Source organism: Streptomyces sp. NPDC026522 (assembly GCF_055567555.1).
Genome location: NZ_JBVHQF010000001.1, coordinates 841,943 through 857,451, shown reverse-complemented (window position 1 = coordinate 857,451; position 15,509 = coordinate 841,943). Strand labels below are relative to the sequence as shown.

At 76.2% G+C, this 15,509-nt stretch carries 13 protein-coding genes; 8 read left to right on the top strand and 5 right to left on the bottom strand.

Annotation, left to right across the window (positions count from 1 at the left end; translation table 11 throughout):
- Window positions 1–8 precede the first annotated feature (8 nt).
- The 3 genes from ACZ4M3_RS03745 (at window position 9) to ACZ4M3_RS03735 (ending at window position 4,763) form a co-directional block, all read left to right on the top strand.
- Window positions 9–1,568, top strand: a complete 1,560-nt coding sequence (locus tag ACZ4M3_RS03745) for an IucA/IucC family protein (RefSeq protein WP_467730134.1) — start codon at window positions 9–11, stop codon at window positions 1,566–1,568.
- A 490-nt stretch (window positions 1,569–2,058) separates the two neighbouring features.
- A complete protein-coding gene (locus ACZ4M3_RS03740; protein WP_467729826.1) occupies window positions 2,059–3,591 on the top strand; it encodes an FAD-binding oxidoreductase in 1,533 nt (510 codons plus the stop codon).
- An 11-nt stretch (window positions 3,592–3,602) separates the two neighbouring features.
- Window positions 3,603–4,763 (top strand): hypothetical protein, encoded by a 1,161-nt coding sequence (locus ACZ4M3_RS03735; RefSeq protein WP_467729824.1) that lies wholly within the window; start codon window positions 3,603–3,605, stop codon window positions 4,761–4,763.
- On the opposite strand, the gene ACZ4M3_RS03730 is transcribed toward ACZ4M3_RS03735, so the two are convergent.
- From ACZ4M3_RS03730 to ACZ4M3_RS03720, 3 genes are read right to left on the bottom strand one after another with little or no spacing between them, the layout of a single operon-like run.
- On the bottom strand, window positions 4,690–5,130 hold the full coding sequence (locus ACZ4M3_RS03730) for a hypothetical protein (RefSeq protein ID WP_467729822.1): 441 nt from the start codon (window positions 5,128–5,130) through the stop codon (window positions 4,690–4,692). The genes ACZ4M3_RS03735 and ACZ4M3_RS03730 overlap by 74 nt on opposite strands.
- Before the next feature lie 43 nt (window positions 5,131–5,173).
- On the bottom strand, window positions 5,174–5,704 hold the full coding sequence (locus ACZ4M3_RS03725; protein WP_467729820.1) for an HXXEE domain-containing protein: 531 nt from the start codon (window positions 5,702–5,704) through the stop codon (window positions 5,174–5,176).
- Window positions 5,701–6,648 (bottom strand): AEC family transporter, encoded by a 948-nt coding sequence (locus ACZ4M3_RS03720; RefSeq protein WP_467729818.1) that lies wholly within the window; start codon window positions 6,646–6,648, stop codon window positions 5,701–5,703. The genes ACZ4M3_RS03725 and ACZ4M3_RS03720 overlap by 4 nt, the downstream gene beginning before the upstream one ends.
- An 80-nt stretch (window positions 6,649–6,728) precedes the next feature.
- Here ACZ4M3_RS03720 and ACZ4M3_RS03715 point away from each other — a divergent pair, with 80 nt between their 5' ends.
- The 4 genes from ACZ4M3_RS03715 (at window position 6,729) to ACZ4M3_RS03700 (ending at window position 11,114) form a co-directional block, all read left to right on the top strand.
- On the top strand, window positions 6,729–8,057 hold the full coding sequence (locus ACZ4M3_RS03715) for a sensor histidine kinase (RefSeq protein ID WP_467729816.1): 1,329 nt from the start codon (window positions 6,729–6,731) through the stop codon (window positions 8,055–8,057).
- On the top strand, window positions 8,054–8,734 hold the full coding sequence (locus ACZ4M3_RS03710; protein WP_467729814.1) for a response regulator: 681 nt from the start codon (window positions 8,054–8,056) through the stop codon (window positions 8,732–8,734). Before ACZ4M3_RS03715 ends, ACZ4M3_RS03710 begins: the two co-directional genes overlap by 4 nt.
- A 125-nt stretch (window positions 8,735–8,859) precedes the next feature.
- On the top strand, window positions 8,860–9,906 hold the full coding sequence (locus ACZ4M3_RS03705; protein ID WP_467729812.1) for an alpha/beta hydrolase: 1,047 nt from the start codon (window positions 8,860–8,862) through the stop codon (window positions 9,904–9,906).
- Entirely contained in the window at window positions 9,903–11,114 is a 1,212-nt protein-coding gene (locus tag ACZ4M3_RS03700; RefSeq protein WP_467729810.1) for an acyltransferase family protein, read from the top strand. Before ACZ4M3_RS03705 ends, ACZ4M3_RS03700 begins: the two co-directional genes overlap by 4 nt.
- 18 nt (window positions 11,115–11,132) lie before the next feature.
- On the opposite strand, the gene ACZ4M3_RS03695 is transcribed toward ACZ4M3_RS03700, so the two are convergent.
- Window positions 11,133–11,555, bottom strand: coding sequence for a DUF350 domain-containing protein (locus tag ACZ4M3_RS03695; RefSeq protein WP_467729808.1), 423 nt, complete (start codon window positions 11,553–11,555; stop codon window positions 11,133–11,135).
- 115 nt (window positions 11,556–11,670) lie between these two features.
- Between ACZ4M3_RS03695 and ACZ4M3_RS03690 the strand changes: the two genes are divergently transcribed.
- The gene (locus ACZ4M3_RS03690) at window positions 11,671–13,482 is read left to right on the top strand and encodes a GNAT family N-acetyltransferase (protein WP_467729806.1); all 1,812 of its coding nucleotides are present in this window, start codon (window positions 11,671–11,673) and stop codon (window positions 13,480–13,482) included.
- On the opposite strand, the gene ACZ4M3_RS03685 is transcribed toward ACZ4M3_RS03690, so the two are convergent.
- Window positions 13,437–15,434 carry an AMP-binding protein gene (locus ACZ4M3_RS03685; RefSeq protein WP_467729804.1) on the bottom strand — a complete coding sequence of 666 codons (1,998 nt, stop codon included), beginning with the start codon at window positions 15,432–15,434 and terminating at the stop codon, window positions 13,437–13,439. The genes ACZ4M3_RS03690 and ACZ4M3_RS03685 overlap by 46 nt on opposite strands.
- Window positions 15,435–15,509 lie beyond the last annotated feature (75 nt).

Here is a 15,509-nt window from a genome sequence, read left to right as displayed (position 1 = left end):
ACGGGACCCTGGACCGCAGTACGCACACCCGTCGCCCTTCGGCCGAGGAAACGGTCGCCGCCGAACTGGCCGAAGTCCGCCCCGGGCTCGGCGCGCCCTACGCAGCCGCGCTGGAGGGCGCGCGGGCGGCCGTGCTGACCCGGTTGTGGCGGGCACTGGCGTTCGAACCGCTGCCCTGGGTGGAGCGCCGGGAGAGCGGGCCGGACTCCCTGGTGGTGTACACGGCCGGGGGCGGCCGACTGGAAGGCCCGCTGCCCGACCCGTACGCCACCGCCGACCGGGTGACGGAGCTGCGCCTGGACGGGCGCGTCCACCGGCACCCCGCGCGGCTGATGGCGGCGCTGGACGTACCGCACGGCGCCGGGTTCGCCGCCGAACTGGACCACAGCACGGCCTCGCTCGCGCTGTCCCGGGCGGGGCAGCCCCGGGCGGACCTCGACCACGCCCCCGAGACCGGCTGGCAGTGGGAGCAGCGGGTCGTCGACGGGCACCCGTACCACCCCAACTGCCGTTCCCGTCCCGGCTTCTCGGTCGCGGAGCAGCTCGCGTACGCACCGGAGCACCGGCCGGTGGTCGAACTCGGGACGGTGGCCGTCCCGGCCGGCGCGTACCTGGTGACGGGGAACTGGCCGGACCGGCTGCGGGACGGGAACCGGATCCTGATCCCGGTGCACCCCTGGCAGGCGGAGCACGTCCTGAAGGTCCCGGCCGACGCCGCTCCGGCCGGCCCCGGCATCAGCGCGCATCCGCTGATGGCGCTGCGGACCCTCGCCCCGGCGGCCGGCGGCGCCCATGTGAAGACGGCGCTCAGCACCCGGCTGACCTCCTCCGTACGGGACATCTCCGGCCGGTCGGTCGAGACGGCGACGGCCGTCTCCGACTTCGCGCAGCTGCTGTGCGAGCGGCTCGGCGGCCGCCTGCACGTCACCCGCACGCTGGGCGCGGTCAGCGCGCACAGCCCCGACCTGGCGGCCGTGCTCCGCGAGCCGCCGGAGGCGTACGCGGGCCCGGGCGAGCGGGTGGTGCCGATCGCGGCCCTCGCGGGCACGGCGCCGGTACGGTCGGCGGCCTGGCGGGGACGGTTCGCCCGGCTCGTCCTGTCGGTGTGCCTGGAGGTGCTGGACCTCGGGGTCGCGCTGGAGGCGCACGGGCAGAACCTGCTGGTGGTCCTCTCCCCCGACGGCGCCCCCGTCCGGCTCGTCTACCGCGACCTCGGCGACATCCGGATCAGCCCGGCCCGGCTGGCCCGGCACGGCCTGCCGGTGCCCGCGGTGGCGGACCGGCAGATCACGGACGACGTGGCGGCGCTTCGGCGCAAGGTGTTCGGCTCGGCGGTGGCCGGGTCGCTCGCGGCCACGGTGGGCTCCGCACGGGCGCTCGGCGAAGCCCTGGCGGAGCTGGACTCGCTCGCGGCCACCGCCGACAGCGCGGCCCTGGCCCGGGAGCCGCTCCCGGTGAAGGCGCTGACCCTGATGCGGCTGAGCCCCGGCGTACCCGGTGACCAGTGGGCGGAGCTGCCCCATCCGATCGCCGCCCGGCGGGGCGCGCCGTGGGGTCCGGGAGCATGACCGGTACCTCGTACCGCCATGCCGCACGGCGGGCCGGCCTCGGGGGACGGGCCTTCGGCGTCGGGCTCTCGCCCGCCACGGAGGCGACGGCCCGCAGGACGTAGCCGCGGCTGCGTTTCGAGGTGGGGCCGACGGCCGCGCCGGACATCCTGGGCGGCGTGGTGGCCCGGTACTCCACGGTGCACACCCGGCCCGGGGAACCGGGGCCCCTGGGTGCGGAGTTCGCCCGCGTCCTCGCGCCCGGTCGGGTGCGCGCCGGTGGCGTTCCAGGCCGGGGACGAGCGGGTGCGGCTGGTGCGGGAGCCGGAGGGCCAGGAGATGTCGCCGCAGGGGTTCCGGCCGGCGCGCAAGCCCTCGGCGTGACGCCGGGCCGGGCCGGCGCCGCCCACGGCGCGGGAAGGTAACAGCGGTTTGGGCCGTTCGGGGGGCAACTGGGGCTTTGCTGGCCCGCCTTCGTCCCGAACGCTGCGGCCGGTGGCAGGAAGGAGGGATGAGTCTCCACCGCCGCCTGGTCCTGATAAGCACGGCCGCCGCCGTACTCTCCACCGTGGGGCCGGGTGCCCGGGCCTCCTCCCGCAGGCTTTCGCGAGGCCCTGGTTTCGGGGCGCTCGCCCGCGCGGTGGACGGCCGGGTGATCGTCCCCGGCGACCGGGACTACTCCGAGGCCCGGCAGCTCTTCCAGCCCCGCTACGACGCCGTCGCGCCCGGCGCGGTGGTCTACCCGGCGCACGCCGGTGACGTGGCCGTCTGTCTGGAATTCGCCCGGCGCTGCGCCCTACCCGTGGTGCCGCGCGGCGGGGGGCACAGCTACGCGGGCTGGTCCACCGCCACCGCCGGGCTCGTGGTCGACGTCGGGGCCATGGCCGCGCTGGCCGTCGAGGGGGACGGGGTGCGGATCGGCGCCGGGGCCCGGCTCGGGGACCTCAACAGCAGCCTCGCCGCACGGGGCCTGGGCATCCCGACGGGCCTGTGTCCGTCCGTCGGGATCGCCGGGCTGGCGCTCGGCGGGGGCATGGGCCTGGCGTCGCGGGCCTACGGAACCACCTCCGACGCCCTTACCGGGGTACGGGTGGTCACCCCGGACGGGGTCGTCCGCGAGGCCGACGCCGGCCGGGACGCCGATCTGTTCTGGGCGTTGCGCGGCGGCGGGGGCGGGAACTTCGGCGTCGTCACCGAGTTCCGCTTCCGCACCCACCCGGTCGGCGACGTCGCCTCGGCGGAGCTGCGCTGGCCCGGTGCGGACGGCGCGGCGGTGCTCGACGGCTGGCAGCGCTGGCTGGGCGGGCTCCCGGACCCGTTCTGGAGCCACCTGGAGTTCCTCGTCGAAGCGGGCGGCGACGACGCCCCGGCCGTCAGGGTGCTGTGCTTCGACGGGCGCCACGAGCTGGAGCGGGAGCTGACCCGGCTGTCCGGCCTGGTCGGCCGCGAGCCGCAGGACGGCTCGGTCACCGTGCAGGGGTACGGCGACACCGTCCGGACCATGTCGGGGTGCGCCGGACGCAGCGTCGCCCAGTGCCGGCTGCCGGGCCGGCTGCCCGGCCGGGACCCGCGGGAGCAGGTCGGCCGGCACTCCTACGCGGGCCGCTCCGACTTCTGGGCGGAGCCGGGGCTTCCGGAGGCGGCGGTCCGGGCCGTGCTGGACGCCGTGCGCCGCTACCGGGAGGCGGTGCCCGCGGGCGGCCGCGGGGTGGTGCAGTTCCTCGGCGAGTGCGGCGGCGCCATGAACCGCCCGGCGGCCACGGCCACCGCGTTCGCCCACCGCGACCACGCCTTCCTCGCCCAGTACCTGGCCTACTGGCCCGACTCGGCGTCGGCCGCCGAGGTGGCCCGGCACCAGCGGTGGCTGGACGGGCTCTGGCGGGACCTGCGGCCCTGGGCGAGCGGCAGCGCGTACCAGAACTACGTCGACCCGAAGCTCGTTGGCTGGCGCGAGGCCTACTACGGCCCGAACCTCGCCCGGCTGGAAGAGGTACGGCGCACCTACGACCCCGCCCGGCTGTTCCGCTTTCCGCAAGCCATCTAGGGAGCCCTTGCATGCGACGTACGTTGACGATGGCGGCGGCCACGGCCGCGCTGACGCTGGTGGGCGGGCCGCTGGCGGTCACCGAGGCGAGCGGCGCCCCGGTGCTCGGGCGCTGGTCGGCCGTGGAGGCGCAGGCCTTCTGGACGCCCGAGCGGATGGCCTCGGCCAGGCCCGCGCCGCCGGAGCCGGACGCGTCCCCGGAGCCGGACGCGTCCCCGGATCCCGCGGATCCCGCGGATCCCGCCGCGGGCGCCCCCGTTCCGGCTCCGTCGCCCTCCCCCACGGCGACGCCGACGCCGGTCCCGACGCCGGTCCCGACGCCGGTGCCCGCGGTGACGCCGACGCCGGTGCCTTCGCCCACCGTGGCGGCCGGCCGGCCCGGCGGAGCCCCCGATCCGGCCTACGCGGCCGCGGCCGCCCACCCGGGCGTCGGACGCGACTTCGACGGCATGCCGGTCGTGGGGCGGATGTTCGTCATGACCGGCGGCGGGGCGTACTTCTGCACCGCGAGCGTGGTCTCCTCCCCCGGCCGCGACCTGGTGATCAGCGCCGCGCACTGCCTGCTCGGCGCGGACGCCCGGCAGGTGGCCTTCGTACCGCACTACCGGGCCGACAAGCCGCAGCCGTACGGGATGTTCCCGGTGCTGCGCGATTCCGCCGGGCGCGCCAAGGTGTGGATCGACCCGCGCTACCGGCGGGAGGGGGCCGACCGCGCGGCGACGCTCGACGTGGCCTTCGCCCAGGTCGGACCCAACTCCTCGGGCGCCCTGGTGGAGGACGTCGTCGGCGGGAACCGGCTGGTGACCGGCGCGGCCTACGCGCAGTCCTCGGTCACCCTCGTCGGCTACCCGGCGGCCGCCGCCCGGCCGCGGCTGTGCGTGAACCGGACGACGAAGTTCATCAGCGCCGATCCGAAGATCCCGGGTTCCTTCCAGCGGATCGACTGCACCGGCTATCCGGGAGGGACCAGCGGCGGGCCCTTCCTGACGCACTTCGACCGGCGGAGCCGCACCGGTGACGTGATCGGGGTCATCGGCGGCTGGAAGACCGGCGGCGACACCGACGACACCTCGTACAGCTCCTACTTCGGGGCGGAGATCAGGGCGTTGTACGAGACGGCAGTCGCCTCGGGGCGGGCGGCGCGGGCGACGTGGACGGGCCGGGCCGGGTGAGCGGCCCCGGCTGCGCGTGCACCCGTACCCAGCGGGTGCGGCGCGGGTTGCCGACGGTGGGCGGGGTCGCCGGGACCTCCTCGGCGCTCAGCGGGTCCGCCGGGGCCAGGGCGAGCTGACGGCGCAGTTCGGCGAGGGCGGCGTGCACCGGGGCGAGGATGACCTCGGCGCGCGGGTGGATGCCGGCCAGCGCGTGCGCGGTGGTCTCGATGGTCTCGGCGGCGTCCTCGGCCGCGGTCCGGCTCCACCCGCCGGGCCCGCCGGCGCCCAGGGGCGCGACGGCGTCGTAGAGGTGACAGGCGGCATCGGCCGCGGCGTCGGCCCGTTCACCGACACCCGGCGCCGCGTTGATCGGCAGCAGCTCCATGCCGGGTCAACGACCTGAGCCCGCCGGGGGGAACGAACGGGCCCTACCGGATCCGCCGGGCCACCGCGTGCGCGGCGGCGGTCGCCGCCCCCGCGAGGCCGAGGCCGACCGCCACGTCCCGGGCCCGGGCGGGCCGCAGCACCCCGGCCCGGCGCAGGCGTCCGCGCGCCCACAGGGTGAAGGGGATGACGGCCAGCGGCGAGGTGACCACGCCCGGCGGGTAGCCGCGGGCGGCGGCCGACTGGGCGAGATGGACCAGGCCGTGCAGGCCGGAACCGTTCAGGGACGCCTGGTAGAAGGCCGAGCGGCCGCCCGTGCGGTACCCGTCGGCGGCGGCCGCCGCGACGACGAGCCCCATGAGGCCGACGGAGGTGGCGAACTCGCGGCCGTCGACGTCCGTGAAAGGGGCCCATACCCGGGCCGGGACGCGGGGAAGGCGGGCGCGCAGGGCGGGTACCCGGGTGCGGGACCAGCGGGCCATCGTGCGGACCTCTTCGAGGTCGTGCACGGCCCAGGCCGCCGCCAGCCCGAGGGTGACGGCGTTGGCGGGTCGCGGCGTCGGGGAGGTGGTCACGAGACGACAGTCTGCAGCCACAGCGGCAGCAGCAGGAGGGAGACGACCGAACTCTTGATCACCACGGAGGCGGAGAGGTCGACGCCCACGTCGTAGCGCTGCGCGAAGATGAAGAGGTTCTGCGGGGTCGGCATCGCGGCGATCAGCACGAGGTAGGCGAGCCAGTCCCCGCGGACACCGAACACGGCCCCGCAGACCAGCCAGGCCAGCAGCGGGAAGCCCAGGCACTTGACCGCGATCAGCGCCAGCTCCTCGCGCGTGGTGTCCCGCAGGCCCAGTCCCGTGCCGCCGAGGTGCAGGCCGAGCGCGAACAGTGCGACCGGAGAGGCGCTGTCGCCGACGAACGCGGCGCCGTCGAGCACCACCTTCGGCAGGTGCACCGACAGCAGGTTCAACACGATGCCCGCGTTGCAGGCCAGCACGAGCGGGGTGACGAGGGAGGCCCGGACCGCCCGGGCGAGGCGGACGCCGGGGCCGCCGGCCGCCGTGCCCGCGCGGCCCAGCTCCATGATGGCGATGACGACCAGGGACAGCACGCAGACCTGGAACAGCAGCACCGGGAAGATCGGCGCCGCCGTTCCGAACACGGTGATGAAGACCGGGACGGCGAAGTAGGCCGTGTTCACCTGGACGCCCGCCATGACGCGCAGCGCGACGGCGCGGGGCTCGCGTATCCCGTAGGCGACCGCGCCGAGGACCACGCAGAGCACCGCGACGGCCGCCGTCGCCGCGTAGCCGCCGATGGCGCGCCAGTCGAAGAGGGCGCCGAGGTCGCTCGCGTAGATGTTGCCGAACAGGTAGCAGGGGACCGCGAAGAGGAAGGCGTAGTCGGCGAACACCTTGGACGCCTCGGGCGGGACCGTCTTGCGCCGCGCCAGCAGCACTCCGCCGCCGAAGGCCAGCAATACCGGCACCAGCTTTTCGAGTGCGGCTGCCCCGCCCATGGGTACGGTCCTCCTTGATCGACCGGGTGCAGCCTATCCGTACGCTCCTTCGCCGCCGCGGCCGCATAGGCTGGTCCGTCATGAGCGACGCACCCGGGCCGACGGCCCCCTCGCCCGCCCCCGTCCGGGGACCACGTGCGGTCACCCGGTTCGCCATGGTGCTGCGGACGCCGGCCCGGCCCGGGGAACCGCTCTTCGCGCGGGCGCCGCGCCGCTGGCAGCGCTGGGTGCCGTTCGTCGTGACCGCCGTCTTCACCGTGTCGCTGCTGCCGGTGACCATCGCGGTGCTGACCAACGACTACCGGGCGGGCGGCGGCTGGGCGGGGGCACTGGGCGTCGCGCAGACGGTGCCGCTGCTGCTCGCCGTCACCCGGCCGCTGGCCGCCTGGGGCATGGTGCTGTTCGCGGACGCCGCCGGGGCGGTGCTGCTGATCCACGCCGACCACGTGGCGGGGCACGCCTGGCCGTGGACGCCGATGGGCATCGTGGGCTACCTGCTGCTGATGGTCTGCCTGGGGCTGCGCGAGTCCGTCCGGACCCTGGTCGGGGTGTGGCTGGCGACCGGCGCCGCCGGGGTGGTGCTGGGCTTCTTCGCGCCCGCGGGGGTGACGGACACGGCCGCCCTCCTCTTCGTCCTCGGCGGCACGTTCCTCGCGCTGACGGGGGCGCTGCGCGTACTGGGCGACGCCCAGCAGCGGATCGCGGAGCAGGAGGGCATCAGCGAGGCGGAGCGGTCCCGGCGCACCCTGCTGGAGGAAAGGGCCCGCATCGCGCGGGAGTTGCACGACGTGGTGGCCCACCACATGTCGGTGATCACGGTGCAGGCCGATTCCGCGCCGTACCGGCTGCCGGGCATGGCGGAGCCGGTCCGGGAGGAGTTCGCGGCGATCGCGGCCAGTGCCCGCGAGTCGCTGGGCGAGATGCGCCGGCTGCTGACCGTGCTGCGCGGCGACGGCGGCGACGGGCCCGCCGGCGAACGGGCTCCGCAGCCGGGGATCGACCGGCTCCAGCAGCTGGTGGAGGCCACCGTACGGGCCGGGCAGCCGGTGGAGTTGTCCCTCGCGGCGGGGGCGGAGCTGGGCGTGCCGCCGGCGGTGGACCTGTCGGCGTACCGGATCGTGCAGGAGGCGCTGGCCAATGTGGTGCGGCACGCGCCGGGGGCGCCGGCCAGGGTCTCGGTGACCCGGTCCGCGGACGGGCCCGACGAGGTGCTCGTACTGGTCGTCAACGGTCCGGCGCGCGACGCCGTGGTGGCGGTGGAGACCTCGGGGACGGGCCACGGCCTGGTGGGGATGCGCGAGCGCGTACGGTTGACGGGAGGGACGCTCGACACCGGCCCGCTGCCCGACGGCGGCTACCGGGTCGCCGCCCGCCTGCCCGTGAACCCTACGGCCGAGGAGGCCAGTTGACCATCCGCGTGATCATCGTCGACGACCAGGCGATGGTGCGCGCCGGGTTCGCCGCACTGCTGTCCGCACAGGCCGACATCGATGTGGTGGGCGAGGCGCCGGACGGCCGGGAGGGGGTGCGGGTCTCACGCACCGTGCACCCCGACGTGGTGCTGATGGACGTACGGATGCCGGAGATGGACGGCCTCACGGCGGCGCGGGAGATCCTCACGCCGCCGCCGGGCGTGGTGCACCGGCCGAAGGTGCTGATGCTGACCACCTTCGACATCGACGACTACGTGTACGAGGCGCTGCGCGCGGGCGCGTCCGGGTTCCTCCTCAAGGACGCCCCGCCGGCCGACCTGATCGCGGCGGTCCGGATCGTCGCCTCGGGCGAGGCGCTGCTGGCGCCCTCGGTGACGCGCCGGCTGATCGCGGACTTCGTGCAGCAGCGCCCGGCGCCCCGCAAGGACCCGGCGCTGCGGTTGAACGGCCTGACGCCCCGTGAGACCGAAGTACTTGAGCTCATCGCGCGCGGACTGTCCAACCAGGAGATCGCCGGGCACCTGGTGGTGGCGGAGCAGACGGTCAAGACGCACATCGGGCGGGTGCTGGGCAAGCTGGACCTGCGGGACCGGGCCCAGGCGGTGATCTTCGCGTACGAGGCGGGGCTGGTCCGGCCCGGCGACAGCGCCTGAGTTCCGGGGCCGCGTCTCCTCCACCCCCTACCCAGGTATGAACCGCGACTTGGCTCCACGGTCCGACGTGGGGGTCCGTACCTCCTTCCTACCTTCTGCCTCACCACGAGGAGAGGGGGAAGCGGATGCGCCGCTTCGGAAGGACGCTGGCAGCCGCCGCGCTGACCGCCACACTGGTCGCGGGCACCGCCGGATGGGCGGGTGCGGACAGTGCGGTGCCGGTCACCGGTCCGCCGCCGGGCACCGCCGGCTGGCTGGCCGAGTCGCTGCCGGGCCGGCCGCTGCCCGATCCGGCGACCGCGTCGGCGCCCGAGGTCGCCCGGTTCTTCGCGGGGCTCGACGACACCCGGCGGCGCGAACTCCTGAGCCGCCACCCGCTGGTGGTGGGCAATCTGGAGGGCGCGCCGGTCACCCTGCGGTACGAGGCCAACCGGCTCGCGATCACGGCCACGGGTGAGGCACGGTACGCCTCCCTGGCCCGTCCCGGCCGGCAGATCCTGTCCTTCGACCCGCGCGGCCGGGGCCAGGTCGCCGAGGTGTTCGGCGACCTGGCCCGCGCGGCGCACGTCGCGGTGATCGTCCCGGGCTCCGACAACGACGCCACCGGCCACGACAACCCGCGCGAGCCCGGCACCGGACCCGCCGGGATGGCCCGGGCGCTGCACAGCGCGACGGAGGGCTCGGGCACCGCCGTGGTGGCCTGGACGGGTTACACCACTCCCGTCGGGGTCGGCCTGGACGCGGCCGAGGGGCGGCTGGCCGAGGCCGGCGCCGTCCGGCTGGCCCGGTTCACGGCGGGGCTCGACGCGGTCGGCGCCCCCGATCCGGCGCTGTTCTGCCACAGTTACGGCTCGGTGGTCTGCGGGCTCGCGGCCCGGCACACGGACGCCGCCGACATCGTCGTGTTCGGCTCGCCGGGCATGCGGGCCGGCAGCGCCGCCGCGCTGCGCACCGGCGCCCGCGTCTGGGCGGCCCGGGGCCCCTCCGACTGGATCGCCGACGTGCCGAACGTCGAGCTGGCCGGTCTCGGCCACGGCGCCGACCCCACCTCCGCGGCGTTCGGCGCCCGCCGGGTACCCGCCGCCGACGTGGACGGCCACACCGGCTACTTCACGCCCGGCACCCAGTCCCTGGCGGCCTTCGCCGCGATCGCGATGGGGGACGCCCGATGAGCGCCCTGACCGCGCTGCGGGCGACGGCCGCCCGGATCGAGCAGCGCACCCCCGCGCACCGGGACCGCGCTATCGACGGGCTGCGCGCCCTCGCGCTGCTGGCCGTGCCCACCGGGCACTGGCTGCTCGGCGGCTTCACCCTCGATGCCGGGGGCGGCCTGCACAACGCGAGCCCGCTGTCGGCCTTCGGCGGCCTGGCCCCGGCGAGCTGGGTGCTCCAGATGCTCGGCGTCTTCTTCCTGGTCGGCGGCTACGCCTCCGTGCTGTCCTTCCACCGCCGCGCGGGTTCGACGCGGGCCTGGCTGGCGGGCCGGATCGCCCGGCTCGGCCGGCCGGTGCTCGGAGTGACGGCCGTGTGGGCCCTGGCGGCTCCGGCGCTGTACGCGCTCGGCGTGCCGGAGGCGACGCTGCGGACCGGGGCGACGCTGGTGGTCCAGCCGTTGTGGTTCGTCGGGGTGTACGTGGTGGTCACCGCCCTGACCCCGTACTGCGTGCGGGCGGCGCGCCGGCTCGGCGGGTGGGCGGCGGCCCCCCCGCTGGCCTCCGTCGCGGTGGTGGACTTCCTGCGCTACGGGCCGCTCGCCGGCTCGGTACCCGGCTGGCTGTCGCTGCTGAACATCCTGCCCGGCTGGCTGTTCGCGTACCAGCTGGGCGTGGCCTGGGGCGAGGGCCGGATCGGGCGGCGCGGGGCGTGGGCGCTGCTGGCGGGCGGGGTCGCGCTGTTCGCGGCGCTGCTGGTGGTGTTCCACTACCCGGCGTCGATGGTCGGCGTGCCGGGCGCGGCGCGGACCAACTCGCACCCGCCGTCGCTGCTGGTACTGGCACTGGCCGCCGCCCAGTCGGGTGCGGCGATGCTGGTGCGCGACCGGCTGGCGGCGCTGCTGTCGCGGCCCGCGCTGTGGGCGCCGGTCGTGGTGGTCAACCTGTGCGCGATGACGATCCTGTGCTGGCACCAGAGCGCCATGCTGGCCGCTGCCGTGCCCGGCTCGTTCGTCGGGGAACTGGCGGGTCTGACGACGGCCCCCGACAGCCTGGGCTGGATCGCGGCGCGCCTCGCCTGGACGCCCGTGTTCGCGGCGCTGCTGGTGGGCATCGCCCGCTACGCGCGCCGCTTCGAGGAGCCGTGGACCCGGGCGACCGCGGTCCGCCGGACGCTGGCGGGCGTACTGGCGGCGGGATACGCGGTGTTCGCCCTGGGCCTGGCGTGAGGGTGCCGGTGCGGACCGTCAGGCGATGGAGGCGGCGACGATCGCGGCCACGGCGAGGTTGCAGGACGCGGTGACCCAGACCGCCGGGTGGGGCTCCGGGTCGACGACGATGGCGCCGAGCTTTCCGGGGGTCACCAGGTCCAGCACCAGGAACGCCACCGCCATCAGCACCAGCCCGAGCACGCCGAACGCCGCGGTGGACAACAGGCCCTTGCCGAAGTCCTCGTACGTCGTCCAGATCGAAGTGAAGACGATGCCGCCGATGCCGAGCAGCGCGGAGCTGAGCAGCAGCGCGGCGTTGCGGTTGCGCTCCTCCCAGATCTGCTGCGGGAGCTTCCCGGGCGTCAGTACGTCCACCAGGACGATGCCGAGGATCAGCAGCACCAGACCGAGGGCGCCGAAGGCGCTGGTCCGGCCGAGTCCGTCGAGTATGTCGCTCATGGGGAAGCCTGTCTGCGCGTGGGAACCGGGGAGCGGGCGGGAAGGGGTTGCACCCCGCCGGGGGCCGGGCGAATCTATCGCAGGTCCGGGCGGCGGACCATGGGGAGGTCGGCAGGTGGTACGGCTGAGGGCGGCACGGGCCGGGGAGGCGCGCGCTCTGACCGCGCTCGTCTTGCGGTCCAAGGCCCACTGGGGGTACGACGCGCGGTTCCTGGCCGCCTGCGAAGCGGAATTGACGCTCCGGCCGGACGACGTGCCGGCCCGGCGGGTGGTGGTCGCCGAGGACGCGCGCGGCGCCGTGCTGGGGCTCGCCTCCCTGGAGGGCGAGGGAGTACGGGCCCGGCTCGGGCTGCTGTTCGTGGAGCCTGCGGCCATCGGACAGGGCGTGGGGCGGCTGTTGTACCGGGACGTGCTGCGCCGGGCGGTCGGGCTGGGCGTGCGCAGGCTGCTGATCGACGCCGATCCGCACGCGGCCGGGTTCTACCGGGTGATGGGCGCGGTCGCCGTCGCGGGGGCCCCGGCGGGGCTGGTGCGGTTCGAAGTGGCTCCGGCCGCCCTCGCCGGGTGGGCGCGGGCGTGGACGGGCGGGGCCCGCGCGGTGCACGTGGGCAACGTCGCCGAGTTCAACGCGCAGTTCGCCGACGCCTCCTTGGACCGGGAGCAGCTCCCCGCGCACCACTACGCCGCGCTGGCGGCGTTCTACAGCCCCGATCCGGCGGTTCTGGTGCTGCCGAGGCCGGTGCCGACGGGGTGGCCGGGCCTGGTGGGGCGGCAGTTGGGCTGGGGCGAGGTGGAGGTGTACGACGGCCTGGCGGGGGCGGGGCCGGGCCTGTCGGAAGCCGTACGGGCCCGGCCGGCGCTGGCCGAGCGGCTGACGGGGGCCGGGCTGCCCCTCGTACCGTGGGGGCTGACGGAGCCCTTCGGGCGGCTCGCGGGCCGGCCCTGGCACCCGGGCGAGCTGCGCTACGAGTCCAAGTCGGCCGCGCACGACCTGTTCGGCCGGGTCCTGGCGGGCGGCGGACATCCCGGGATCAGGCTGCCGGCGCAGTGGCGGGCCCCGACCCGGCGGACGGCGGCCCGGATCCTGGCGCGGCGGGCCGCCGCCGGAGCGGGCTCGGTACTCAAGTCCGAGTACGGGGTGGGTGGTTCGGGGGTCACGGTGGTCACCCCCGAGCGGCTGCGGACCGCGGGCGGGGCGCGGGCGCTGCTGCGGCGGCTGCCGCGCGGCCCGCTGCTCGTGGAGGAGTACGTGCCGGGCCCGGCAGCGGGCGAACCCGGCGGCGGCCCGCGGGACCTCACGTACGACGGGTTCGTGGACGGCGCGGGCCGCGTCCACCCGGTGGGCGCGGCGGTGATGGACGTGGCCGACGGCGGCTACCGGGGCGCGACGGTCGGCCCGGGAGTGGTGGCCGCCGAGGCCGAGGGGCCGCTGCTGGCCTTCGGCTCGGCGGTGGGGCGGGAGCTGGCGGCGGCCGGCTACCGGGGCTGGTTCGACGTCGACTTCGTCACCGACGGGGCGGGTGGCCTGGCACCGACCGAGACGAACCTGCGGCTGACCGGACCGGCGGTCGCCTTCATGGTGGCGGCCCGGCTGGACGCGCTGCGGGGCGCGGGGCACCTGGTACGGATCGCGGACCGGGTGGAACTGGGGGCCCGGCTGCCGGACGGGCAGTTCGACGAGCTGTGCGGGGAACTGGCGCGGGCCTGCGCCCGGCTCGGGGCGGTGTTCGTCCCGGCGATCCCGACGGCGGCGTTCGAACCGGCGCCCTGGCTGGGCGTTCTGGTGGCCGCGCACAGCAGAGAGGTGCTGGACGCGGCCGAGGCACTGGTGCGGGCCGAGGCGCTCGCCGTCGGACGGCCGTTCGCGGACGGGCGGTGGCCTCAGTCGTCGGCCCCGACCGCCGGGGCGGGTTTCCGGGTCAGGTAGAAGGCCACGACGGCGCCGGCGATCATCAGGGGGATGTTGAAGGCGTAGACGAGGGCGGCCTGGCGCGGCCAGTCGTGCTTGGCGGCGAGCCGGTAAAGGTTGTCCTGGGGCCACCAGGCGACGAGCAGGTAGCAGACAGCCAGGTGGGCGGCCCTGGTCAGGGCGCGGCCCCGGCCCTGGCGCCGCATCGGGGAGCCGCCGCCGAACAGGAAGACGACGCCGAGGGCGAAGGCCAGCGCCTCGAAGACGTAGAGGACGAAGAAGAGCGCCGCCCAGGGGGCCGGCACCCCGGTGAGGTCGGTCGAACCGGGCCAGAACACGTCGGTGAACGCGAGGGCGAAGAGGGTCAGGGGGAACACCACGCAGCCGGTGGCGCAGCCCGGCGATAGTGCCTCGCCGCCGGCGCCGCCGTACTTGCCCGAGCCGCGGGCGGTCCGCGTGGTGCTGTTCGGCAGGACCGGCAGCGGCAGGGCGGCGCGGTCTTCGCGGGCCGCCCTGCCGCGGGGCAGGGCGCGCAGCGGGACAACGGCGTGCGGGAGGTGCTCGGGAGGGACCTGGTCCGCCAGATGGGCGCGCAGCACGGCGATGTCGGGCAGATCGGTGCCCGGCCGGACACCGGGTGGCGGGGCGAGGTAGGCGACGAGCCCACGGAACCCCGCTCGGGGGCGTTTGCCGGGCCCGTCGTCCGGGCGGGTGCCGGCGACGAGCGCGGAGCCGACGCCTTCATGACCCCGGATCAGGGACTCCAGGTGGTGGGGGTCGAGGGGGCGGCCCTCGACGGTGATCCGGTCCCGGAGCCGGCCGCGGAACTCCAGCAGTCCGTCCGGAAGGGACAGGCCGAGGTCGCCGGTGGGTATCGCGTCGCCGCCGTCCGGCGGGGTGAGCAGGATCTGTCCGTCGCGCAGGTCGGCGCGGCAGCCGGGGAAGGGGGTACCGAGCAGCGCGAGCCGTTCGGGGACGGCGGGCGGCGCGGACAGCCGGGACAGCTCGAACCAGGTGCCGATCCCGGCGCTCTCGGCGGTTCCGTAGAGGGCGAGCACGCGCGCACCGGGCCGCAGCCGGGCTTGCAGGGCGGCGTGTTCGTCCAGGTAGAGGCGGTCTCCGGTGACGGTGACCAGGCGCAGCGACCGGACTGCGCCGTGGGCACCGGGCGGGCGGTCGCCGAGGATCAGCCGGACCGCCCCGGCCGGGTCGGTGTGCAGGACGGTGACCCCGTCGGCCTCGACCGCCGCGCGGACGTCCTGCGCCGACCAGGGGCTCCGCACGGCCAGGACCAGGGCGCCGCCCGTGGCCAGCGCCCGGGGCCAGCCGGCGGCGAAGGCGGTCACGTCGGGCCCGGCGGTGATCAGGTGCCGGTCGGCGGGGGCCGGCGGCGCGACCTCGGCCCAGCTCTCGCAGGCGGCGAGCAGCAGGGTGTGGCTGACGGGCACGGGGCGCGGTTCGGCCGCCCCGGTGAACAACAGGGCGGCGGTGGCCCGGTCGCGCGCGGCGGGGGCGGGCCGGTCGGCCGGCCGCGCCGCGATGGCGGCCGCGTCGGCGCCGAGGCGGATGAACCGCAGGTCCCGGCCGTCGTCGAGCCGGGCGTGGTGGGCGGCGTGGGTGAGGACGGCGTCGGGCCGGATCGCGGCGAGCTGCCGCCGTCCGGTGCGTGCGTCGGCGACGTCGATCAGCGCGTAGGCCGCGCCGGCCTTGAGGACGGCGAGGAGGGCGACGACGAGTTCCGGCTGCCGGGCGGTGGCCACGGCCACGAGGCTCTGGCCGGGCAGCCCGGCGGCGAGCAGGTGGTGGGCGAGCCGGTTGGCGCGGGCGTCGAGCTGCCCGTACGTGAGACTGTCCGGTCCGGCGATGAGCGCGGGGGCCCCGGGGGCGTCGTGCGCCCACTGTTCGAAACGCCGGAGGACACTGTCGAGGGCCTGCCGTTCTGAGCGGGTGGTCTCTGATCCCTGCGTCATGGACCGATGATGCCACCCGGCACGGACATCGGAGGGGGCGTGAACGTCCTTGCTGTACGGCGTAGTTGGGGCACG

Coding starts and splice junctions, on each gene's coding strand:
- ACZ4M3_RS03740 (WP_467729826.1), top strand. CDS start 2,059: ATGAGTCTCCACCGCCGCCTGGTCCTGATAAGCACGGCCGCCGCCGTA.
- ACZ4M3_RS03685 (WP_467729804.1), bottom strand. CDS start 15,434: ATGACGCAGGGATCAGAGACCACCCGCTCAGAACGGCAGGCCCTCGAC.
- ACZ4M3_RS03700 (WP_467729810.1), top strand. CDS start 9,903: ATGAGCGCCCTGACCGCGCTGCGGGCGACGGCCGCCCGGATCGAGCAG.
- ACZ4M3_RS03705 (WP_467729812.1), top strand. CDS start 8,860: ATGCGCCGCTTCGGAAGGACGCTGGCAGCCGCCGCGCTGACCGCCACA.
- ACZ4M3_RS03715 (WP_467729816.1), top strand. CDS start 6,729: ATGAGCGACGCACCCGGGCCGACGGCCCCCTCGCCCGCCCCCGTCCGG.
- ACZ4M3_RS03695 (WP_467729808.1), bottom strand. CDS start 11,555: ATGAGCGACATACTCGACGGACTCGGCCGGACCAGCGCCTTCGGCGCC.
- ACZ4M3_RS03720 (WP_467729818.1), bottom strand. CDS start 6,648: ATGGGCGGGGCAGCCGCACTCGAAAAGCTGGTGCCGGTATTGCTGGCC.
- ACZ4M3_RS03730 (WP_467729822.1), bottom strand. CDS start 5,130: ATGGAGCTGCTGCCGATCAACGCGGCGCCGGGTGTCGGTGAACGGGCC.
- ACZ4M3_RS03735 (WP_467729824.1), top strand. CDS start 3,603: ATGCGACGTACGTTGACGATGGCGGCGGCCACGGCCGCGCTGACGCTG.